The organism is Agrobacterium sp. 719_389, from assembly GCF_900188475.1.
GTDB classification, from domain to species: Bacteria; Pseudomonadota; Alphaproteobacteria; order Rhizobiales; family Rhizobiaceae; genus Agrobacterium; species Agrobacterium radiobacter.
Genome location: NZ_FYEM01000006.1, coordinates 15347 through 35016, shown reverse-complemented (window position 1 = coordinate 35016; position 19670 = coordinate 15347). Strand labels below are relative to the sequence as shown.

Below are 19670 nucleotides of genomic sequence, written 5' to 3'. Positions count from 1 at the left end.
CTCACGCCCCCTTGTAAGGCGTTGCGGACCGCGCCTGTTTCAGCGCCCGCGCCCACCAGCCAAGCTTGTTCATCATCGTCTCCAGCGCGCCTGCCGCCGCCGCGCCGGCATCGAGCTGGCCGGCGGCATCGACACGATCCCAGGGATTGGAGAAGCTGACGACATCGCGGATCGTCACCGCATGCAGTTCCGCAAAAACGGGGCGAAGCTGTTCGGCGGCGCGAAGGCCACCGGAAATCCCGCCATAGGACACGAAGGCCACCGGCTTGGCGCCCCATTCGTCATAGGCGGAATCGATCAGCACCTTCAGCGCGCCGGGGTAACTGCGGTTATATTCCGGGGTGACGACGATGAAGGCATCGGCGCCATCGAGGCTTTGCCGAAGCTGCCGCACCGAGGCGCGCTCGGGCGCGTGGTCCTGCGGCAGATCGAGTTCGCGCGGGTCGATGACCGCAAGCTCCAGTCCGGGCAGAGCCTTCAGCTGGTCAAGCAGCCATTGGCCGACAACATCGCAGAAGCGCGGGTTGCGGGCGCTGCCAAATATGATCCGTATGGAAAGTGTATCATCGCTCATGGAACGTCCTTCAACAGTGTTCCATGTCCTGATAATTCCTCAACTATAGTTGAGGTCAATAGCCGCATACAAAAAAGCGGCAGGTTTTGAAACTGCCGCTTTGATTTATGATGGTGGCGTCAACTGCGACGCCGGGCGCCTCAGGCGGCCGCCCGCCGCAACGCTGTCGCAACCCTGTGAATATGCGCAGCACCAATACCGCAGCAGCCGCCGATCATGGTCGCGCCGGCATCCGCCCAGGAGCAGGCAAAACGGGAATAGACATCGCCGGTCAGATCGGCACGCGTGTCATGCAGCCCTTCATTGGCGGCGGAATCACCCTGCTCGCCTTCAAAGGCATTGGCGTAGACGCCGATTTCCAGGGACACACCCTTTTCCGCGAAGACAGCGGCGGCCGTCTCAACCGCGGCTTTCATGACTTCCGGCTTGCTGCAATTGAACAGAAGGGCGGTCGCGCCCGATTGCGCCGCCCATTCAGCCGCCGCCTTGACCGTTTCACCGGAGCGAAGCGCAGGCTCGCCGCCGACCGCAGCCGCATCATCATTAAGCGTGAAGGAAATCCAGAACGGTTTGCCGGTTGCGGCAACGGCCTCGCGCACCGCCTCGCCCTCGGCGATCAGGCTGAGCGTCTCGCCGAGCCAGACATCGACATGCGGCGCAAGATTATCGACCAGCACCTTCAGATAAGCCTGCACCCGCGTGGCATCGAAATTCTGCGGCTCATAGGAGCCGAAGATCGGCGGCAGTGAACCCGCCACCAGCACCTTGCGCCCGGCGGCATCCGCCGCTTCGCGCGCCAGCTTGCCCGAAAGGGCGATCAGCGATGCGCCGTCCTTCTGAAAACGCTCTTCGCCGATGTGGAAGGGCACCAGCGCATAGGAATTGGTGGTGACGACATCGGCGCCGGCTTCGATGAATTCCTGGTGCACCTGCCGCACGATCTCGGGCGCGTCGATAAGCGCCAGCGCCGACCATTCCGGCTGTTTCAGCACGGCGCCAAGCCGCTGCAATTCGCGGCTCATGCCGCCGTCGAGGATACGGATTGTGCTCATGGTCATAACTCCCTGAATGTTTATCGCCGGACCGGCACCTGCTGTTCGACGAGACCGAAACAGCGGGCGATGATGGCGGTGAGAATGAGATAAAAGACGGTGACGACGATCAGCGGCTCATAGACGAGCAGCGTGTCCTGCCGCACCTTGTAGGCGACGGCGTAGAGATCCATGACGGTCACGGTGAAAGCAAGCGGCGTGGCTTTCAGCTGCATCACCACCTCGCCGGCAATGGTCGGCAGCGCGATGCGGATGGCGCGCGGCAGCCAGATGCGGCGAATGAGGGTGAAGCGGCCCATGCCGAAAGCCCTGCCCGCCTCCAGCTCGCCTTTCGGCACCGCCAGCAGCGCGCCGCGCAGAACTTCCGCCTCATAGGCCGCATAATTCAGCGTGAAGCTGACGGCCGCGAAGAAGAACCCTTCGCGCAGCACCGGCCACATGAAGCTTTGCCTGATGCCTGGTATCATCGGCAGAAGCGAGCCGACGCCGTAATAAAGCAGCCAGAGCTGGATGAGCAGCGGCGTGCCGCGGAAGAAGGTGCAATAAGCCCGCGCCGGGATTTTTGTCATCCGCCCGCCGCTCACCTGCGCAAAGGCAAGCCCGATGGCCAGAAGAAACCCGATGCTGACGGAGATGACAAGCAGCGCCACCGTCTGCCATGCGCCCGATAGAAGAAGCGGCCAATATTTCGCGACCCATGAAAAATCCATGCCGTCCCCTCCTCAGGCCAGGGCCGGCTGGCCGCGCCGCACGCGGCGTTCGATCAGCGAAAAAACGAGGTTCGAAACGAGCGTGATGGCGAGGTAAAGCAGGGCGGCGGCAAGGAAGAACAGGAAATATTGCTTGGTGCTGGCCCCGGCCAGCCGCGTCGCGAGCGCCAGTTCCTGATAACCGACAACCGCCACCAGGGCGCTGTCCTTGGTCACCGCAAGCCAGAGATTGCCAAGCCCCGGCAAGGCGTTCGGCAAAAGCGCCGGCAAGACCACCCGGCGGAACCGCAAGCCCGGCGACATGCCGAAGGCGCGCGCCGCCTCGATCTGCCCGTTCGGAATGGCAAGGATCGCACCGCGCAGCACCTCGGTCATATAGGCGCCCTGCACGAAACCCAGAACCGCAACGGCGGCAACGAAACCGTTGACCTCCAGCGCCGGCATGCCCGCCAGCAGCAGCAGCCGGTTGAGACCGTCAGTACCGGCATAATAAAGCCCGACGATAAGGATCAGCTCGGGAACGGCGCGGATCGCAGTGGTATAGAGGTTGAGCAGCAGGCCAAGCGGCCTGTTGCCCGAAAGCTTGCCGAGCGCCCCGGCCATGCCGATGACAAGGCCGATCAGATAGGCGCCGGCGGAAATGGCAAGCGTCGACGCCGCACCCTTCAACAGGGTGCCGCCCCATCCCGGAGGATAGGGAGACAGAAGTTGCAACGTGGTTTCAAGGCTTGCCATATGCGTGACCGATCAGACCGAATTACTGCCCGTAAATATTGAAGCTGAAGTACTTCTTGCTGATCTCGTCATATTTGCCGCTGGCGCGCACGGCGGCGATTGCCGCATTCAGCTTGGCCTTGAGTTCGGTGTCTTCCTTGCGCAGGCCGCCCGAAACGCCGAGACCGAGGATTTCCTTGTCGTCGGCGACATCGCCCATGTCGGCGCAGCAATCCTTGCCCGCGTCACTCTTCACGAAAGCGTCGAGAACGATGGAATCGCCGAAGACATAGTCGATGCGGCCGGCCGCGAGATCCTGAAACGCCTCGTCCAGCGTCTGGTAGGTCTTCTCATCGGCGACACCGGCGAAATACTTCTTGTAATATTCGGACTGGATCGTCGCCACCTGAATGCCGATGGTCTTGCCCTTGACGTCCTCGGCCGTCGCACCCGCCTTTTCACCCTTGGCGCCGATCAGCTTGCTCGGCGTGTTGTAATATTTGTCGGTGAAATCGATGATCTTCTGACGCTCTTCCGTGTTCGACATGGAGGACCAGATGACGTCGAATTTCTTCGTCTGCAGCGCCGGGATGAGACCATCCCAGGACAGTTCCACGATCGAGCATTTTTCCTTCATTTCGGCGCAGACGGCGTCCATGAGGTCGATTTCCCAGCCCTGCCACTTGCCGCTGGCGTCCTTGGCGAAGAAGGGCGGATAGGCCTCGTTCATGATGCCGAAGCGCACATCGGCGCTGGCGGTGAAGGCGGAAAACGCAAATGCCGTTCCGGCAAGCAGCGTGGCGAAGAATTTCATTCAAGTCTCTCCTGTTAAAACGGACTGTCAGGCAAAAGGGGTCAATTGGCGAGCGCGCCGGTGAATTCCCGGCAGCGGGCGCTCGTGGGGTTGCCGAACACCTGCGCCGGCGGCCCCGCCTCCTCCACCCGGCCCTGATGCAGAAACACGACCTGCGAGGACACATCGCGCGCAAAGCGCATCTCGTGGGTGACGAGCAGCATGGTGCGGCCTTCCTCGGCCAGATCACGGATGACCTTCAGAACCTCTCCCACCAGTTCCGGATCAAGCGCCGAGGTGGGTTCGTCGAACAGCATCACCGCCGGCTCCATGCAGAGAGCACGCGCGATGGCGGCGCGCTGCTGCTGCCCGCCGGAAAGGAATGCCGGATAGGCGTTTTTCTTGTCATGGAGCCCGACCTTGTTCAGCAGGGCTTCGGCCTTTTCGATCGCTTCCTGCCGTCTGACGCCGAGAACATGAACCGGGGCCTCGATGACGTTTTCCAGAACGGTGCGATGGGCCCAGAGATTGAAATTCTGGAACACCATGCCAAGACCGGTGCGCAGTTTTTCCACCTGCCGCCAGCTTTTCGGCACGGCCTTGCCGTCGCGGCCGGTTTTTGTGGCGATTTCCTCGCCATTGATGATGACGCGGCCGCGATCAGGCGTTTCGAGAAAGTTCATGCAGCGCAGAAAGGTGCTTTTGCCGGAACCGGAAGACCCGATGATCGAGATGACATCGCCCTTGTGGGCCTGCAGCGAAACGCCCTTCAAAACTTCATGCGTGCCGAAGCTCTTGTGGATGTCATCCGCCTCGAGCGCGCAGGCGCCTGTATCTGCCATCGATTGACCTAGCCGATCCGTTTTTTTGAGTGCCGCCGCGCCGATACCCCTGGGTTTGCGATGCGATTTGCACAATAACAAAGACTTGAGCCGCGCATGTTTAGCGAAAATAGCTGCAGACGCGCGCAACAATCGGCTCTTTTACATATTTGCAACGAAAAATCATTTCAAAATATCACCTGGAACGAACAACCGGGGAAACCTGCCGCCGTTCAGGTGTCGGGGCCGCGCCAGTTCTGTCCGGTTCCCCCTCCGCCTCGTCTTCCACGAGGCTGGCATTGGCCTGAAGATGCAGGCCAATCACCGCCACGATGAGGAAGAACCAGACGAACCCGGTGCTGAGGAAAAACAGCGTCTCCAGAAAGCCGTAGAGCAGCACGTAAAGCCATACGCCGACATAAAGCCGCGTCAGCGGACTGTTGCGCGTGGCGTCATTCATTTTGCCGAGATACTGCAGCGGCAGGAGATAGATCCACACCATCACCAGCACCAGGCCGGGCACGCCGCCAGCCAGCAGAAGGTCGAAATAACCATTGTGCGAATCCGGCGCGGTCGTCGCCCAGGTATTGTTCTCGGTAAAACTCGACATCAGGGTGTCGCTGCGCCAGAAGGCCTGATAGCCATATCCGAGGAGCGGGCTTTGGCGGATATAGTCGATGGCGACGGTCCAGATATCCCGTCTGCCGGTAAAGCTGGCGTCAAGCCCCAGCTTCGTCAGCATCTGCGAAAAGACGGGATCGACCGTGGTGCCGACGGTCACCAGCGCGAAAACCGCCAGAAACAGGGTCACGACCGGGTAGCGCCAGCGGGGCCAGCGCAGGATGAACCAGCCTGTCGCAATGATGATCGGCATCAGCCCGAGCGCGGTCTTGCCGCCGGACTTGACCAGAAAGACCAGCGACAGCAACAGCACCGACAGCCCGCCGATGAAAGACCAACGCTTGCAGAGATAAATACCGACGATGATCAACACCGCCATGACCGAGGCGGCCTCGTTCTTGTGGCGGAAAACCCCGCGCCAGTCCCCCGCCAGCAGCGGTTCCAGCGCATCGCTTGCCTGGTGGATCGAGCGCGAGGGCAGCACGGTTATTCCGAAATAGCACAGGAACAATATGATCAGGGCACATGTGGCGAGCAGCGTCGTGAAATGCCGCTCGGTGCGCGGCAATTGCAGGAAGCCACCGGCAAGCACGCAGATAATGGCGCACATGACCAGCCGCCTGAGCGAAAATAGCGGCGCTTCACCCGCAAGCGAGGTCAGGACAAACCAGCCGAAAATCGCCGCCATCAGCAGGCGCGGCATGAAGAGGATGGAAAACGACCGCTCCTTCGCCATGAAGGCCAGGAAACTGAAGAACAGGATGATCGCCGTCAACTGGTTGAGCAGGTTGGACCCGGCCGCCATGGCGGAGCCCTGATAGGTCGATGAGAGCGAGATATAGGGCGAAAAGCCGACCGTGAAATACAGGAAAGTCACGTAAAACAACGCGTCCCGCCAGTAGCCCCGCCCCTGTTCTTCACGCGCTGCATCCATAAGGGGTTTTTCTCTCCCTCTTTCCTGAAGCCACCCGCATTAAAACTCGTGCTTCTCATATTCGATAATACGAATATCCCGCGCAAATCCTATTTTTTAGTTATCCGTGATGCACGGGCAAATAGCACCGCGATTGGTCGCTTTTCCTCGGGAAATCGGAGCCCGGACACAAAGGACAAGACAGAAGCTTGCCAAAATTGACGCAAGACCCCAAAAAATCGCCTACAAAAATTTATCCATATTTCATCCAAAGGTTGCTTGCTTGAGCGTATTTTGTTAACCTCAACCGATGCGACTTATACAGATTAATATCTTGATATTAATATGATTTATTCCAAACCCGATACTTTCGATCCCACCGGATTGCAGGTTTTATATCTATATTAATACATTCAAATATACGCTGCCTATGGTTGATTTCGTCAATGCACAAAAGGTGGGGGCCGACGGTGGACGTTCCGATACACACCCATATGGACGATGGCGATAGCGGTCACTTGACACAACGCCCGGTTCAAATCGGTGTGTCTGGCATCCGCCCGATGCGCAGGGAAGACGTCCCGGCTGTCGAGGCCGTGCTCAACAGCGCTTTCAGAAAGACCGGGCAAGAGCGGAACTTCGATTTCCGCTCCTATATCGAAAAACTGTTTTTCGGCAGTCCCGCCTTCAGTCCGGAAAACGGCAGCGTTGTCTACGATGCCGGGGAGAACGGGGTCACCAGCGTCATCCTCGCCGTGCCCATGCGCTTCGTTGCGAATGGAAAAACCATCACCGCGCGGCTGCTCTGCGCCTTCGCATCGGACGGGAAACGCGGCGCGCTTGGCGCGGCGCGCCTGTCCCGTGGCATGCGGGCATCCAAACACGACATGCTGTTCTCGGATACGGCTTCACCTGTGAGCGCCGATCACTGGGTGGCGACCGGCGGCAACATGTTGCCGATTGAAAGCCTGCAATGGCACAAGGCGCTCAAGCCCTTCTGCACCATTGCCCTGCGCATGCCGCGCCGTTCCAAATTGGCCAAAACCACGCTTGCGCTGACCACGCTCGGTTTCGTCGATGGAATCCTCAGACGATGGAAAAAGGGTCTGCGACCGCAGGAGGCGGCCGGCGCCACGGTCAAAACGGTTGACTACGAAACCTTCCGTCGCAGGGCGCTCACGATGATCGAGCGTTTTTCCATTCGCCCGGAATGGTCTCACGAGGAGTTTCACTGGCTGATAGAGATGAGCAGGGCCAATGAAAGCCTCGGTGAACTGCAAGGCGTGATGATCGAGAATGCCGCAGGCCATGCCATGGGTGCTGCGCTGTTTTTTGGCCAGCGGGGACGAACCGCCTATGTGCTTAATCTCGTCTGCGATGCCGGCTGCGAAAACGATGTGCTCAACACCCTGTTCCGCCATTTCGATGACGAGAACTATGCGCATGTCACCGGCATGTCGCAGCCGTTTCTCATCAATGCGCTTTACCGCCAGAACCACATGAGCTTCCGCCATGACGGTTATTTCTGCATGGCGACCCGGGATGACGACCTCAGGGAAAAAGCGCTGGCCGGAGATATCTATATTGGCGGGCTGTGCTCTGAAAGCTGGAGCAAGCTCATAACAGACTATTGAGGCCTCCACCCGGCAACGGGACGGAGCGCCGACCGGGCACCCTCAAGCCTAGCTGAACCGCCCGACATTGGCCGAGATGAGATGGCGCAGCGCTTTCGCATAACGTTTGGAGCGCGTCTTGGCCGCCAGCGCGCTGGTCCAGTCCACCATCGATCCGTTGATATCGAAATCGCCGAGCTGTCCTTCCGGAATATCGCCCTTTTCGATGCGCTCGACGATGGAGGCGAGCGCCGCATAAAATTCCGGCGAGCGATAGGGCGGATGCAGCGAATACATGCCCTTGCCCGTGCCGAGAAAATCGAGCCGGTGGACGCCGGTGCGCATCATGTTTGTGCTCAGCACTTCCTCGGCGGGCATGGAGACCGGCTGCTGGTTATAGGCATAGGAGCGGATGCGCCGTTTGACATCGGGCCTGAGCAGCTCCAGCGAACCGATCCGCTTCGCAAAACGGTCCATGTCGATCAAGAAAAGCCGGGTGGAAACGGTGGCGAAACGCCAGGTGGGAATGCGTGACGGCAGCTTGCGCGGCTCAGGGATGTTCTTCACGCCGGGCATGCCGACATGGCGGGAAATATCGAGATCGCCGCGCACCGTCGGCGGCCCGGAAAAGGGCGTGATGCACAGCGCATCCGGATTGGCCTTTTGCAGCGCGATCGCCTCGGCGAACCAGCTCTGGCTGCCGCCGCCGAACATCATGTCGCTGTCCATATGCAGCACGTAACGGGCATTGGCGCGTTTGATGCCATGGAAATAGACATGGAAGGGCCCGCCGTCAAAAGCCTTGGCGGGATAGGGAATGGGCGAGCGGGAAAAGAAGGCCTGCGTCACCGCGCTGCGCGCCGCATCGCTGTAATCGACGATATCCACATGCAGATGCGGATAGTTGGTTTGCATTTCCTCCAGCATGTCGAAGAGACGCTGGCGCGCCGCGTCGAAACCGTTGCCCTTGTAGCGGCCGGCGCCCACCTGGCCCGTATCGACGGTCAGGAGAATGCGATCCACCTGTCCGCCCCAGACCCGCAGCTGATGCGGCAGGGTCAGGGCCGCATGCGGGGCATCGAAGGGATGGAGGTTGATTTGCAGCGCCTTTTGCACGGGAGGAAGCGGCATTTCAGCATTCATAGTCATGCACCACGGTTCCGGAATTCATTAATGACGGCCATCATGGGTTTTTCGTTGAAACTCCAGTCCAGCGGCAGCGGCCGGTTGGCGGTGCCGTCGCGGCGCGGATAGGCCCAGCGGATCCAGCTATATTGATCCGAAATGCCCCATGTGGTGATGGAGGAAAGCGGGCCGCCTGCAGAAGCTGCTTCCAGAAACTCGCGGACCTGACCGGTGATCAGCATGTCGCGCTCGGCCTCCGGCGACGGCAGCGTCTGGTCCATCACGTCTAGTTCCGTCACCAGGACGGCAAGACCGTAACTGCGCATTTCCGTCGTGAAGGCGGCAAGCTCGTCCTTGGCGATCGGCCAGCCGCCGCGCAAATGACCCTGCAGGCCGATGGCGTTGATCGGCGCGCCCTTTTCCAGCAGTTCGAGGATGAGATTGCGGAAAGCGGCGCGTTTGGCCGGCGATTTCTCGGCGGCAAATTCGACATCATATTCGTTGAGCACGAGCTGCGCCTTCGGATCGACCGCATGGGCGATCTCGAAAGCCTTCTTGATGGCGTCAGGCCCCGCGCCATAATACCAGGCATCACGCCGCGCGCGCACATTGCCCGGCACATCGGGGATCGGTTCGTTGACCACGTCCCAGCTGTGGATGACGTCCTTGTATCGCTCCATGACGGTGACGATATGGGTCTCCATCAGCTTCTCGACCTTCATGCCGCCGCCAATGCTCGCAAGCCAGGGCGCGTTGGAGGCATACCAGATCAGCGGATGGCCATGCATGGAAAGCTTGTGCTGACGCGCGAAGTTGGCGATTGCATCCGCAGCGGCGAAATCGAACGCATCCGCCGAAGGCCGCAGGACCTCCCATTTCATTTCGGTGACGGGGGTGATGCGCGAGCAATATTTCACCACCGCCTCGCCGATGCGACTATCGGCGGCAAGGTCAGGCAGGTAGACGGCCGCGCCATAGGGGGCGGTTTTGATCGTGGCTTTCTTCTGCGCGGCAAAGGCCGGGCCGGCCACGGCATGCAGCAGGCCAGCGCTTGCCGCACCACCCAGAAAATTCCGCCGCCCGATCCGCATCAACCCGCCTCCGCAACCCCGGCGCATCGGCGTCCGGAAGGACGCACCGCGCTTTCATTCTCAAAACATAACATTCCAATCATGCCAAAAGGATATTAAAGATTTGCAAGGTTAACCGACGTTATACCACGTCATAATTGGTGAGCCCGGCTTAATGCGGTAGTAACTTCACTGTGAGAATGCTTGGGCCGCCCCTCATGGAGTTGAAAAGCTTGGTCTCCGTTTCGATTGTCATTCCCGTTCGCAATGGCGAGCGTTACATCGTGGAAGCGATCGAAAGCGTGTTGCTGCAGGGCGGTACCATCCGCGAAGTGCTTGTCGTCGATGACGGCTCCACTGACACCACCGCGCAAAAGGTGGAAGGTTTTTCCGATCCGCGCGTAAAACTTCTGGCCCGGCCGCAGGGAAGACAGGGCGTTTCCGCCGTGCGCAATTTCGGCCTGTCGCAGGCGCGCGGCGAATGGACGATGTTTCTCGATGCCGACGACCGTCTGAAACCGGGCGCCATCGCAGCGCTTTGCGCCGGCATTTCCGGGCAGGATGTCGTCGCCGTCTATGGGGATTACGAGCGCATCGATGAAAACGGCGTCAAGATCGGCCGGCGCAATCTCATCCGCCGCCGGGAAAAGCCTGACGGTTTCATTCTCCAGCCGCTGCTCGGCGGCAATTTCATCGTCAACGGCGGCATCATGCTGGTCAGGACCCGCATCTTTCAGGACTTTGGCGGTTTCGACGAGACCTTGCGTTATGCGGAAGACTGGTACGGCTGGTGCAGGCTCGCCGCCGCCGGCCGTTTTGTCTATCTGCCCGGCCGCCATGTGCTCGATTACCGGGTGCACAGGACAAGCGTGATGATGAACCGGCTTTTGACCTTCCGGGATTGCGAACCGGCAATCGAAGCCGTGTTTTCCGATCCCGCCATCATCGCAGCCGTCTCCCCGCAGGAACTGCGGCGGCTTCGCCGCAAGTCGGAAAACCACATGAATGCCTATACCGTGGCGCAGGCCTTCCGCGCCCGCCGCTACCGCGAGGCCTTTTCGGCGCTGGCCGATACCTTCCTCAACCGCCCGCGCCAGAGCCTTCGGGCCGTCGTTTTTTCCGCCGCCGCACTTGCCGGAATTTAGGAGTTTCCATGTCCGAGATCATGCCGGAAGCGGTGGTGTGCATACCGAGTTTCCGCCGGCCGGAAGGCTTGAAGAAGACGCTCGCATCGCTCGCAGCCCAGAAGGTCGATTTTCCCTTCGCCGTCGTCGTTGTCGATAATGACGGCGCGGGTCAGCAGGGTCTCGCCGTCGCACGCGCCTTTTTCGCCGAGAGCGGCATGGCCGGTCAGGCGCTGGTGGAGCCGACACAGGGCAATTGTTACGCCATCAACACGGCCTTCCGCACCGCCCGGCAAAGTTATGCTTCGGCTGAGTGGTTGCTGATGATCGATGACGACGAGGCCGCCTCCCCCCAATGGCTTGCCGAAATGGTTTCAGCGGCAAAGTCCTTCGGCGTCGATATCGTCGGCGGACCGGTCAACCGCGAATTCGACGCCCCGGCTTCCAAGGCGGTTTTATCCCATCCGCTGTTCGGCTCCATCGAGGCGCCGACCGGCCGGGTCGAGCAAATCCACGGATCGGGCAATTGCCTGATCTCCCGGCGGGTGTTCGAAACCCTGCCGAAACCGGAATTCGACGTGCAGTTCAACTTCCTCGGCGGCGGCGACATGGACTTCTTTACCCGCTGCCGCAAGGCCGGCTTTAAATTCGCCTGGAATGCGCAGGCCGTCATCATCGAATATGTGCCGGAAAGCCGCATGGCGCCGCGCTGGATCATGGAGCGCTCGCTCCGCACCGGTATCATCAATTACAGCATCGACCGCGCCCACCGCCCCGGCCTGAAGGGCGGACTGCTGCTTGCCGCCAAAAACGCCGTCAGCCTGTGCCTGTCGCTGGTCCGCGCCATTTCCGCAGGCTTGAAAACCGGCGCATTGCTGCCCGCCACCCATCCGCCGCTGATGTCCATCGGCCGCGTGATGGCGAGCCTTGGCATAACGCTGACGCCTTACAAGGCGCCGGCGAAGAAGACCTGAAGTCCAATCACTCCAGCCATGGTTAGTTCAGGGTCTTTTCCCTGCCGAGCGAGATTGTATTTATGAGCCGTTTCTGCAAACCGAACGACGAAAAGGCCGTCGCAAGGACGAGCAGCGGCACGAGCACCGGCCAGAAGAAACAAAGGACAATGCCGGTTACCCGATAAAAATCCCAGCTCTTATCGCGGCGGGCGCCTTCGATATAGGTCATGGCGAGAGAGGTAACGGTGCCAATTCCATATATGAAAAGAGAAATGGACGTAATCACCATTGGCGGCCTCGAAATATCTCTGATTCGAATAAATTTATAATATTTGTGCAGTGTAGCGCACCCGTTCGCAGTTGCAACGGGTTTCGGCGGCGAAGCGCATCGATTCAATATGTTAGAGAAATCTCAAATTATCGGGCGGGAGAGGCGCGATGCTCTAGCGATTTTGCCCCGACGCCCCGAAGCGGTACTTCAGCAGTGAATATATGGCGATCGGATTGGTCAGCAGGTAACGTTTTCCAAGACGCTTCGGCTCGAGCATCGCCCGGTAGAGCCATTCCAGCCCCATATCCTGCATCCATTGCGGCGCCCGGCTGTTCTTGCCGGCGAGAAAATCGAAAAGGCCGCCGCAGGTCTTGATGACAGCGATGCCGGAAAGCCTGTCAAGATTGCGCGAAACGAAACGCTGCTCCAGCGGTATGCCGAAACCAACCCAGAGAATATCGGTCCCGGATGCGGCGATATCAGCGAGGATCGCCTCTTCCTCGGCCCGGCTGAAATAACCGTTGCGCCGCCCGGAAAAGACGAGGCGCGGATAGAGCCTCTGCATTTCCTCGACTGCCGCACGGTTCACGTCTTCAGAACCGCCGAGGAAATAAAACCGGCTGCCCGTCTCTTCGGCGCGCTTCGCCACCGCATGGACGAGATCAGTCGTCGCGACCCGTTCCCTCAATGCCCTCGGGCAGAATTTGCGGGAGAAGATCACCAGCGACATGCCATCGGCGTGTATCTGGTCCGCCTGCCGCAGCATGGCGTCAAATTCCCGGTCGTGATGGCAGAGCGCGATGACCTGGCCGTTCGCCGATGTCGAATAAAATGGCCGTGCACCGGCGACGCGCGCCGACGTCGCACGCAGGATGAAGTCCTGCGCCGTTTCATCAATGGTCGCGTCAGTGATGGGCAACGCCGCAAGCGGAATAACCGGCCAGACCTGACCAGTCCCCTCCGCATCCGGCATCTCTCTCCCTGTCATGATCTGTCCGGTGTCCAAGATAGGCATCGTTTCATTGTTATATTCACGCTTAGGCATAGGGTATAAGGCTTCAAACACTACGAAGAACTATCATTAATATTTTTATAAATCCCCGTATGCGGCAGGCATTTTACACGCCTGAAGGTTGTGCGCCACATTTTCTGCCTATTCCGGTTTTTCAGCCGATGGGTTAAGGGACGCGAACATCAAACCACGGAAGGGCTCCGGCCATGGAAACAATCTCGATCGACAATCGCGGCGATTTCGGCCTCTGGGCGATAGAGCGGGCAAAAGAAATCGTCGCCAACGAGGCGTCCGATCTTGCGATTTCGGTTCGCGACGGTGACGAGGCCGGCATTCGCGACGCCGGCAATGCGCTGGGTGCTGCGATCGCCGCCGCCCTGCTCGAAGTTTATGACGGCCTGATTTCGGAAGAATAACGCGGGACGAAGCCGCCCTACGGCTTAACGCGCCGCGGCTTCCGCATGATCGTCCCGGCGCAGATAACCCCAGAGACCAAGCGCCACGGCAATTCCGAGACCGAGGAACAGACCCCCGACGCCACCGGCAATCAGGAAGGTCAGCTTGCCGGGCGGCCAGCTTCTGGAATTGGGTGCGACCGGCTGCGAAATCACCCGCACATTGGTGGAATCGATCGACTGCTGTTCGGCCAGCTGGCGCGAGCGGGTCAGATAGGTCTCGTAGATCGCCGCCGCCGAGCGGGCGTCGCGATCAAGATCACGCAGCCGCACCTGCGCGTCATTGTCGGTAAAGACATTGGCGCGTTCCGCCACGGCCTTCAGCCTCAGCGCATCCAGCGAGGAGCGCGCTTCGGCGACATTAATCTTGGCCGCCTGCAGGATGCGCCGCGCCTCGTCCGCCATGCCGCGTTCCAGCATTGCCCGCTCCGCACCTGCGGTTGCAAGACGCGGATGACGGGCGCCATAGGTCAGCGTCATCGCGCCGATCTGCTGCTGCAGGGTGCTGTATTGGGCGCGGATGGTGTTCATGGTCTGGCTGTCGAAGATGGCGTCGCTCTGGGTGCGGTTCTGGGCAATCGCCGCCTCCATCTGCTTGAGACGCGATTCCTCCTGGATGAGGCGCTGCTGGGTCGCAAGCACCTGCGCATTCAGCTCGCCGGATGCGAGATTGCTGACGAGCTGGCCATTATTTTCCTGCAGGCCGTTCTCGCGACGGAAATCGGCCACGCGCTTTTCGGCGATGGTTACATTCTCGCGCATTTCCTCGAGCCGCTTCTTGAGATCGTCGACGACACGCTGGCTGCTGTCGGAGGTCGTCTGGAACAGCTCGCTTTCGAAGGCCTTCACGATCGCCTTGGAAACCGTCACGGATTTTTCCGCGTCATTGGTCCAGACCGAAAGCGTCACGACAAAGGAACGCGGATCGCGTTCCGCCGCCACCCTGTCGCCAAGCGAGCGAAGCGCACCGACCCGGTTGTCGCCATCGTCGGGTGCGGAAGAAAACATCGCTTTCAACCGGGCAAGCGGCGGGGGCGTTATGAATTCACGGTCCTGATCGAGCTTCAGCTCGTCCACCACCCGCGCCAGCACGTTGCGTGAGGTGATGGTGCGCAGCTTGCTTTCCACCTCGAGGATCTGCGTGTCGCGCTGCTGGTTGGGCGAAAACACCCCGTCATTGACGACATTCAGATTGGAGGGATTAACGACGATATCCGTATAGGTCTTGTAGCGCGGCGGCGTCATATAGGCGTAGGTGAGTGCGCCGGCGACGCAGAGAACAATCGCCAGCACGATCCAGACGATGCCTTTGCGAAGCCAGAGGATGACATCATCCACACCGATCCTGTCGATATGTTTCAGACCGGGCAGCGCAGCCGCCAGACCGCCGCTCGGCGAAGCCGTCTTCACCGGCGTCTCGGCCGCAGCCGGCTCGGCAGCAGCAGCAGCCGGTTTGGGCTCAAGATGCTCCTTCAGCACCGTGCGCTCGAAAACCTCGTCCTCATCCACCAGATCGTCCAGCAGGGAACCATGGGATTTCGCGGCGGGCGCCGTTTTTTCATCGAGCGGACGTGCCTGCTTATGTCCCGCCTTTTGAAGCCTGTACATCAGCCAATCCAACTCGAACGAACCACAAAAAAGGCCGGCAACACATGGTTCTCATCGTCGCCAGAGCCGCTATCGATGGATAAGTTTAAATATGACGGGTGAATTTTAGGTTACCCGCATCATTCCCGCCATCATCGCCTATTCGCGGCCGCCATGAAAGGGATGATTGACTTGAATGGATCGATACGGTTCTTTCAGGCGTTATATTTTTGCATTATCCATTTGACCCTCAAAAGATTTTATCGAAACGGAGTTTGGAATGAGCCTGAAATTTGGAACGAGCGGCCTTCGCGGCCTCTCTGTCGATCTGAAAGGAAAAGCCTCGGCCGTCTATGCCACGGCATTTGCGAGGCACCTTCTCACATCGGGCCAGGCAAAGGCGGGCGATCCCATTCTCGTCGGCCGCGATTTCCGCGATTCGAGCCCGGATGTTTCCGCCACCTGCATCGCTGCGCTCAAAAAAGCCGGCCTGACCCCGTTCGATTGCGGTGCGGTGCCGACACCGGCGCTGGCGCTTTATGGCCTGTCGCTGAAGGCGGCAGCGCTGATGATAACAGGCTCGCATATCCCGGCCGACCGCAACGGCATCAAGTTCTACCGCCCGGACGGCGAAATCGACAAGCAGGACGAGACGGCGATTGCCGCTCTCGCTGCCGAAATCGAGGCGGAGGGCGTAAGCGCCGAGGCGGCGACGGCGGAGGACCATTCCGGCATCTCAGCCGAACTATTCTACGAGCGCAACATCGCGCTGCTGCCTGAAAAAGCGCTCGCCGGCCTCAAGATCGGCGTTTATCAACACAGTACCGTGGCGCGCGATCTCTTCGTCGATGTCCTAGCCCATTATGGCGCCGATGTCGTTCCGCTCGGCCGCTCCGAAACCTTCATTCCCGTGGATACCGAAGCGGTTTCGCCGGAAACGCTGGCGCTTCTCAAAAAATGGTCGCCGGAGCACGGTCTCGATGCCATCGTTTCCGCAGACGGCGACGGCGACCGCCCGCTGCTGACCGATGAAAACGGTGTGCCGCTGCGCGGCGACCTCATCGGCCTGATCACGGCCAACTTCCTCGATGCCGGCGTGGTCGTCACCCCCGTGACCTCCAATTCGGGCATCGAGGCAAGCGGCTCCTTCGACGTTATCCGCACCAAAGTCGGCTCGCCCTTCGTCATCGCCGGCATGACTGAGGCGCTCGCCGCCGGCAGGAACGGCGTCATGGGTTTTGAAGCCAATGGCGGCCTGCTGACGGCCTCGGCCTTCACACTCAACGGCAGGCCGCTTTCGCCGCTGCCGACGCGGGACAGCTTCCTGCCGATCCTCGCCGTGCTGCTTCTCTCGGCAGAACAGAAAAAGCCGCTGTCGCAGATCGCCGCCGCCTATAAGCTGCCGGTCGCCGCCGCCGATCGTCTGGAAAATTTCGCCCAGGAAAAGAGCGCCGCCCTGATGACGCATCTGCGCGCCTCGCGGACCAATCTCGACGCCTTCCTCGCCCCGGTCGGCTCCGTCAAAGCGCTGAGCGACATTGACGGCCTGCGCGTGGCGTTGACCGACGGCAGCACCATCCACTTCCGCCCTTCCGGAAATGCTCCGGAAATGCGCTGCTACGTCGAGGCCGCCAATCAGGATGAGGCCGAAACGCTTCTGAACAAGGGGCTCGATCTCATCCGTAATTTCGGGTGATGTTTTGCATGATGCCGGGCTTGCCCGGCATCTGTCCTCTTTGACCTGTCGCAAATGTCGCACCCCGCCAGTGCCCTGTTGCTCTTCCGGCTCTGCGGAGCGATAAGAACCGGAGGGCCACGAGAGGCGGATTATGAGCGGCGAGACCATTACCCTTTATGAAGCGATCGGTGGCGATGCGACCGTCAGGGCGCTCACCCGGCGCTTCTACGAATTGATGGATACCCTGCCGGAAGCAGCGCGCTGCCGCGCCATCCACCCTGCCGACCTCTCGGGCAGCGAAGCGAAGTTTTACGATTATCTGACGGGATATCTTGGCGGACCGCCCGTCTATGTCGAGAAACACGGCCATCCGATGTTGCGGCGACGCCATTTCGTCGCCCCCATCGGCCCCGCCGAGCGGGATGAATGGCTGCTCTGCTTCCGCCGCGCCATGGACGAAACCATCGAGAACGAGAAGCTGCGCGAGATCATCTGGACGCCGGTCGAGCGGCTGGCCTTTCACATGCAGAACCAGGAGGCGGACAGCCAATGACCACGCAGAGCGCGACCATCGCAAGCGTGCCCCGTGAAAGATTGCGGGCCTTCATTTTGCTGCTGGGCGGCCTGCTGGGCGCGAGCGGCGTCATGCTTGCCGCCGCCGCCACCCATACCGGCGAAACCTATATGCTCGGCAATGCCTCGGCGATGGCGCTGGCGCATGCGCCGGTGCTGGTGGCGCTGCATATCGGTGCGGAGCGCATCCGAACCGCCATTCCGGCGGGCCTGATCCTCGGTCTCGGCACGGCGATCTTTGTCGGCGATCTCGTTGTCAGGCATTTTTCCGGCCACAGCCTGTTTCCTTACGCTGCACCCACGGGCGGCCTCGGCATGATCGCCGGATGGCTGGTGCTGTGTGCGGGAGCGTTTCTGAAGCCGAAGGGCTAGGTTTCAGCCCTGACGCCGCTTCCAGCGAAACGACAGGATATTGCGGCCCTCTTCAGCCGCCGCGCCTATTTCGAAAGCCGGTGTTTCACCCGGCTGGCGGGTGCGCAGATGGGGAAAGGTCACCACATTGCCGCCGCTTCTGGCGACGCGGTTGCGCCTTTCCCGTTCACCGACGATTTCATAGATATCCGTCAGGACGGGATCACCGGCCTGCTCGGCCATCTTGTGTAGTTCCACGCGGCAGGCTTCCGCCGCCGCGGGATTTTCATCGTGGAAATTACTGCGCTCGTCGCTCATCGCTGGAGGTCCGTTCATTCATCGTCTGCAGCGCCCGCTCCAGACTGGATTTGCTGCCATTGCGCAGCGGAATGAACGTCTTGCCGAATTTCTTGCAACCCGACTTCACCCGCAGACACGCATCGTGGCTGATACAGTCGATCGGGCAGAAAACGCAGTCGACGGAGGGAAGCACGGTATCGATGCGGGAGACCGCCTCACGCAATCCGCCATCGTGGTGGATAAGCTCGGCGCCGAAATTGCTGGCGATCTGGCGAAGATGCGCAACCTGACAGTCACGGCCGCCGACATAAAGAAAGCTCTTCGGACCGGAAAGCTGCTGTTCGGCCACGTCCTTCTCAGTTTGCGGCGCGCCCTTGCCCTGCTTTTCGCCGCGTCCCGGCTTTTTCTTTTCCTTGCGTGCCATTCCCTCACCTGCCGGTTGATTTTTCAATGCCCCGGACGTTCGGGATGCCGGCACCATAATAAAGATGAGTTTTGGAGTAAAGTATAAAGGTGATAATTTTCCTCATGTTTTGACATAAAGGATCGATCACATATTCGCGAGAACGGTCCCGTTCAGCCGTTTATCCGCAATCCGCCCATGAAAAGCTGCTCCAGATGCCGGGCCGCGTCTTCGAAACGGCCTTCGCCGCCATTCTTGTCACCCAGCACCGCCCGCACCTGCACGTCGAAATCCGCATAGTGCTGGGTGGTCGACCAGATAGAGAAAATCAGGTGATAGGGATCACATTTGGCCATCCGCCCGGCCTTCACCCAGGCGCGGATCACCTCGGCTTTTTCATCCACCAGTTGCTTCAGCGGGCCCTTCAGCTCGTCCTCGATATGCGGCGCGCCCTGCAGGATTTCATTGGCGAACAGGCGGCTCTCACGCGGAAAATCGCGCGACATTTCCAGCTTGCGGCGAATATAGGAGCGGATCTCGCTTTCGGGATTGCCCTTGGCGTCGAAAGCCCTGAGCGGATCGAGCCAGGTATCCAGCACCCGCTCGATCAGCGCGCGATGCATCGCCTCCTTGGTACGGAAATAATAAAGCACATTCGGTTTCGACATGCCGGCCGCCTCGGCAATCTGGTCGATGGTGGAGCCGCGAAACCCGTTCGTGGAAAAAACACTGAGCGCAGCTTCAAGAATCGCTTCCTGCTTTTCTTCCTGAATGCGGGTCCGCTTCTGTGTTTTCGCTGCTCGCGGTATGGCCATTCTCAGCTCTCTGTTTCTTTTCAATGCAATTGCCGCTACAGTATGCTTAAAAAATAATCGCCGCGTACAGTTTAGGCAAAATTAGTGCGATTCGTCACGAAAATCCCTTGCTGACGCCATGGCGAATTTGCAATGTTTA

The 19670-nt window shown here is 60.0% G+C and carries 21 protein-coding genes and 1 pseudogene; 7 read left to right on the top strand and 15 right to left on the bottom strand.

The window, feature by feature from the left end; genetic code table 11:
• Window position 1: 1 nt before the first annotated feature.
• The 7 genes from CFB10_RS12450 to uppW all read right to left on the bottom strand — a co-directional run bounded on the left by CFB10_RS12450 (window position 2) and on the right by uppW (window position 6219).
• Window positions 2–574, bottom strand: coding sequence for an NADPH-dependent FMN reductase (locus CFB10_RS12450; protein ID WP_020011553.1), 573 nt, complete (start codon window positions 572–574; stop codon window positions 2–4).
• A gap of 140 nt (window positions 575–714) precedes the next feature.
• On the bottom strand, window positions 715–1626 hold the full coding sequence (locus CFB10_RS12445; RefSeq protein ID WP_026363910.1) for a homocysteine S-methyltransferase family protein: 912 nt from the start codon (window positions 1624–1626) through the stop codon (window positions 715–717).
• A 20-nt stretch (window positions 1627–1646) separates the two neighbouring features.
• Window positions 1647–2336: an ABC transporter permease gene (locus CFB10_RS12440; protein WP_020011555.1), complete on the bottom strand. Its 690-nt coding sequence runs from the start codon at window positions 2334–2336 to the stop codon at window positions 1647–1649.
• Window positions 2337–2348: 12 nt separating this feature from the next.
• The gene (locus CFB10_RS12435; protein ID WP_020011556.1) at window positions 2349–3071 is read right to left on the bottom strand and encodes an ABC transporter permease; all 723 of its coding nucleotides are present in this window, start codon (window positions 3069–3071) and stop codon (window positions 2349–2351) included.
• A gap of 22 nt (window positions 3072–3093) precedes the next feature.
• A complete protein-coding gene (locus tag CFB10_RS12430) occupies window positions 3094–3864 on the bottom strand; it encodes a transporter substrate-binding domain-containing protein (protein ID WP_003509438.1) in 771 nt (256 codons plus the stop codon).
• A 41-nt stretch (window positions 3865–3905) separates the two neighbouring features.
• On the bottom strand, window positions 3906–4685 hold the full coding sequence (locus CFB10_RS12425) for an ABC transporter ATP-binding protein (protein ID WP_020011557.1): 780 nt from the start codon (window positions 4683–4685) through the stop codon (window positions 3906–3908).
• A gap of 175 nt (window positions 4686–4860) precedes the next feature.
• Window positions 4861–6219, bottom strand: coding sequence for a Wzy-type polysaccharide biosynthesis protein UppW (gene uppW / locus CFB10_RS12420; protein WP_020011558.1), 1359 nt, complete (start codon window positions 6217–6219; stop codon window positions 4861–4863).
• Window positions 6220–6761: 542 nt separating this feature from the next.
• Between uppW and CFB10_RS12415 the strand changes: the two genes are divergently transcribed.
• Entirely contained in the window at window positions 6762–7832 is a 1071-nt protein-coding gene (locus CFB10_RS12415) for a hypothetical protein (RefSeq protein WP_020011559.1), read from the top strand.
• Window positions 7833–7880: 48 nt separating this feature from the next.
• Here CFB10_RS12415 and uppG read toward each other — a convergent pair whose 3' ends face one another.
• Both uppG and uppI read right to left on the bottom strand, forming a co-directional pair.
• Window positions 7881–8954, bottom strand: coding sequence for a polysaccharide biosynthesis glycosyltransferase UppG (uppG, locus tag CFB10_RS12410; protein ID WP_020011560.1), 1074 nt, complete (start codon window positions 8952–8954; stop codon window positions 7881–7883).
• Window positions 8955–8956: 2 nt separating this feature from the next.
• A complete protein-coding gene (uppI, locus tag CFB10_RS12405) occupies window positions 8957–10027 on the bottom strand; it encodes a polysaccharide biosynthesis UDP-hexose transferase UppI (protein ID WP_020011561.1) in 1071 nt (356 codons plus the stop codon).
• Window positions 10028–10239: 212 nt separating this feature from the next.
• Between uppI and uppH the strand changes: the two genes are divergently transcribed.
• Complete coding sequence (uppH, locus tag CFB10_RS12400) at window positions 10240–11151, top strand: polysaccharide biosynthesis endo-1,4-beta-xylanase UppH (protein WP_245259282.1); 912 nt, start codon at window positions 10240–10242, stop codon at window positions 11149–11151.
• Between the two features lie 8 nt (window positions 11152–11159).
• Window positions 11160–12104, top strand: coding sequence for a polysaccharide biosynthesis UDP-hexose transferase UppJ (gene uppJ / locus CFB10_RS12395; RefSeq protein ID WP_020011563.1), 945 nt, complete (start codon window positions 11160–11162; stop codon window positions 12102–12104).
• A gap of 22 nt (window positions 12105–12126) precedes the next feature.
• Here the strand turns inward: uppJ and CFB10_RS12390 are convergent, their stop codons facing one another.
• Both CFB10_RS12390 and uppL read right to left on the bottom strand, forming a co-directional pair.
• The gene (locus CFB10_RS12390; protein ID WP_003509419.1) at window positions 12127–12375 is read right to left on the bottom strand and encodes a hypothetical protein; all 249 of its coding nucleotides are present in this window, start codon (window positions 12373–12375) and stop codon (window positions 12127–12129) included.
• Window positions 12376–12529: 154 nt separating this feature from the next.
• Window positions 12530–13330: a polysaccharide biosynthesis UDP-hexose transferase UppL gene (uppL, locus tag CFB10_RS12385; protein ID WP_020011564.1), complete on the bottom strand. Its 801-nt coding sequence runs from the start codon at window positions 13328–13330 to the stop codon at window positions 12530–12532.
• A gap of 245 nt (window positions 13331–13575) precedes the next feature.
• Here uppL and CFB10_RS24030 point away from each other — a divergent pair, with 245 nt between their 5' ends.
• Window positions 13576–13785: a hypothetical protein gene (locus CFB10_RS24030; protein ID WP_003509414.1), complete on the top strand. Its 210-nt coding sequence runs from the start codon at window positions 13576–13578 to the stop codon at window positions 13783–13785.
• A 24-nt stretch (window positions 13786–13809) separates the two neighbouring features.
• On the opposite strand, the gene uppM is transcribed toward CFB10_RS24030, so the two are convergent.
• Window positions 13810–15432, bottom strand: coding sequence for a polysaccharide biosynthesis protein UppM (gene uppM / locus CFB10_RS12375; protein ID WP_020011565.1), 1623 nt, complete (start codon window positions 15430–15432; stop codon window positions 13810–13812).
• 259 nt (window positions 15433–15691) lie between these two features.
• Between uppM and uppO the strand changes: the two genes are divergently transcribed.
• From uppO to CFB10_RS12355, 3 genes are all read left to right on the top strand, one after another.
• The gene (gene uppO / locus CFB10_RS12365; RefSeq protein WP_020011566.1) at window positions 15692–17107 is read left to right on the top strand and encodes a polysaccharide biosynthesis phosphomannomutase UppO; all 1416 of its coding nucleotides are present in this window, start codon (window positions 15692–15694) and stop codon (window positions 17105–17107) included.
• 133 nt (window positions 17108–17240) lie between these two features.
• Window positions 17241–17642 (top strand): group II truncated hemoglobin, encoded by a 402-nt coding sequence (locus CFB10_RS12360; RefSeq protein ID WP_003509402.1) that lies wholly within the window; start codon window positions 17241–17243, stop codon window positions 17640–17642.
• Entirely contained in the window at window positions 17639–18034 is a 396-nt protein-coding gene (locus tag CFB10_RS12355) for a DUF423 domain-containing protein (protein ID WP_003509401.1), read from the top strand. The genes CFB10_RS12360 and CFB10_RS12355 overlap by 4 nt, the downstream gene beginning before the upstream one ends.
• A gap of 3 nt (window positions 18035–18037) precedes the next feature.
• Here CFB10_RS12355 and CFB10_RS12350 read toward each other — a convergent pair whose 3' ends face one another.
• The 3 genes and pseudogenes from CFB10_RS12350 to rutR form a co-directional block, all read right to left on the bottom strand.
• Window positions 18038–18331, bottom strand: coding sequence for a hypothetical protein (locus CFB10_RS12350; protein ID WP_020011567.1), 294 nt, complete (start codon window positions 18329–18331; stop codon window positions 18038–18040).
• A pseudogene (locus tag CFB10_RS12345) lies at window positions 18312–18635 on the bottom strand (DUF2325 domain-containing protein); the annotation flags it as partial. The pseudogene CFB10_RS12345 and the gene CFB10_RS12350, both read right to left, overlap by 20 nt.
• A 254-nt stretch (window positions 18636–18889) precedes the next feature.
• A complete protein-coding gene (rutR, locus tag CFB10_RS12340; protein ID WP_003509395.1) occupies window positions 18890–19531 on the bottom strand; it encodes an HTH-type transcriptional regulator RutR in 642 nt (213 codons plus the stop codon).
• Window positions 19532–19670 lie beyond the last annotated feature (139 nt).

Bases quoted from the DNA above. Each gene is read 5' to 3' on its own strand.
- CFB10_RS12450 (WP_020011553.1), bottom strand. From the start codon at position 574: ATGAGCGATGATACACTTTCCATACGGATCATATTTGGCAGCGCCCGC.
- CFB10_RS12445 (WP_026363910.1), bottom strand. From the start codon at position 1,626: ATGAGCACAATCCGTATCCTCGACGGCGGCATGAGCCGCGAATTGCAG.
- CFB10_RS12440 (WP_020011555.1), bottom strand. From the start codon at position 2,336: ATGGATTTTTCATGGGTCGCGAAATATTGGCCGCTTCTTCTATCGGGC.
- CFB10_RS12435 (WP_020011556.1), bottom strand. From the start codon at position 3,071: ATGGCAAGCCTTGAAACCACGTTGCAACTTCTGTCTCCCTATCCTCCG.
- CFB10_RS12430 (WP_003509438.1), bottom strand. From the start codon at position 3,864: ATGAAATTCTTCGCCACGCTGCTTGCCGGAACGGCATTTGCGTTTTCC.
- CFB10_RS12425 (WP_020011557.1), bottom strand. From the start codon at position 4,685: ATGGCAGATACAGGCGCCTGCGCGCTCGAGGCGGATGACATCCACAAG.
- uppW (WP_020011558.1), bottom strand. From the start codon at position 6,219: ATGGATGCAGCGCGTGAAGAACAGGGGCGGGGCTACTGGCGGGACGCG.
- CFB10_RS12415 (WP_020011559.1), top strand. From the start codon at position 6,762: ATGCGCAGGGAAGACGTCCCGGCTGTCGAGGCCGTGCTCAACAGCGCT.
- uppG (WP_020011560.1), bottom strand. From the start codon at position 8,954: ATGAATGCTGAAATGCCGCTTCCTCCCGTGCAAAAGGCGCTGCAAATC.
- uppI (WP_020011561.1), bottom strand. From the start codon at position 10,027: ATGCGGATCGGGCGGCGGAATTTTCTGGGTGGTGCGGCAAGCGCTGGC.
- uppJ (WP_020011563.1), top strand. From the start codon at position 11,160: ATGTCCGAGATCATGCCGGAAGCGGTGGTGTGCATACCGAGTTTCCGC.
- CFB10_RS12390 (WP_003509419.1), bottom strand. From the start codon at position 12,375: ATGGTGATTACGTCCATTTCTCTTTTCATATATGGAATTGGCACCGTT.
- uppL (WP_020011564.1), bottom strand. From the start codon at position 13,330: ATGCCGGATGCGGAGGGGACTGGTCAGGTCTGGCCGGTTATTCCGCTT.
- CFB10_RS24030 (WP_003509414.1), top strand. From the start codon at position 13,576: ATGGAAACAATCTCGATCGACAATCGCGGCGATTTCGGCCTCTGGGCG.
- uppM (WP_020011565.1), bottom strand. From the start codon at position 15,432: ATGTACAGGCTTCAAAAGGCGGGACATAAGCAGGCACGTCCGCTCGAT.
- uppO (WP_020011566.1), top strand. From the start codon at position 15,692: ATGAGCCTGAAATTTGGAACGAGCGGCCTTCGCGGCCTCTCTGTCGAT.
- CFB10_RS12360 (WP_003509402.1), top strand. From the start codon at position 17,241: ATGAGCGGCGAGACCATTACCCTTTATGAAGCGATCGGTGGCGATGCG.
- CFB10_RS12355 (WP_003509401.1), top strand. From the start codon at position 17,639: ATGACCACGCAGAGCGCGACCATCGCAAGCGTGCCCCGTGAAAGATTG.
- CFB10_RS12350 (WP_020011567.1), bottom strand. From the start codon at position 18,331: ATGAGCGACGAGCGCAGTAATTTCCACGATGAAAATCCCGCGGCGGCG.
- rutR (WP_003509395.1), bottom strand. From the start codon at position 19,531: ATGGCCATACCGCGAGCAGCGAAAACACAGAAGCGGACCCGCATTCAG.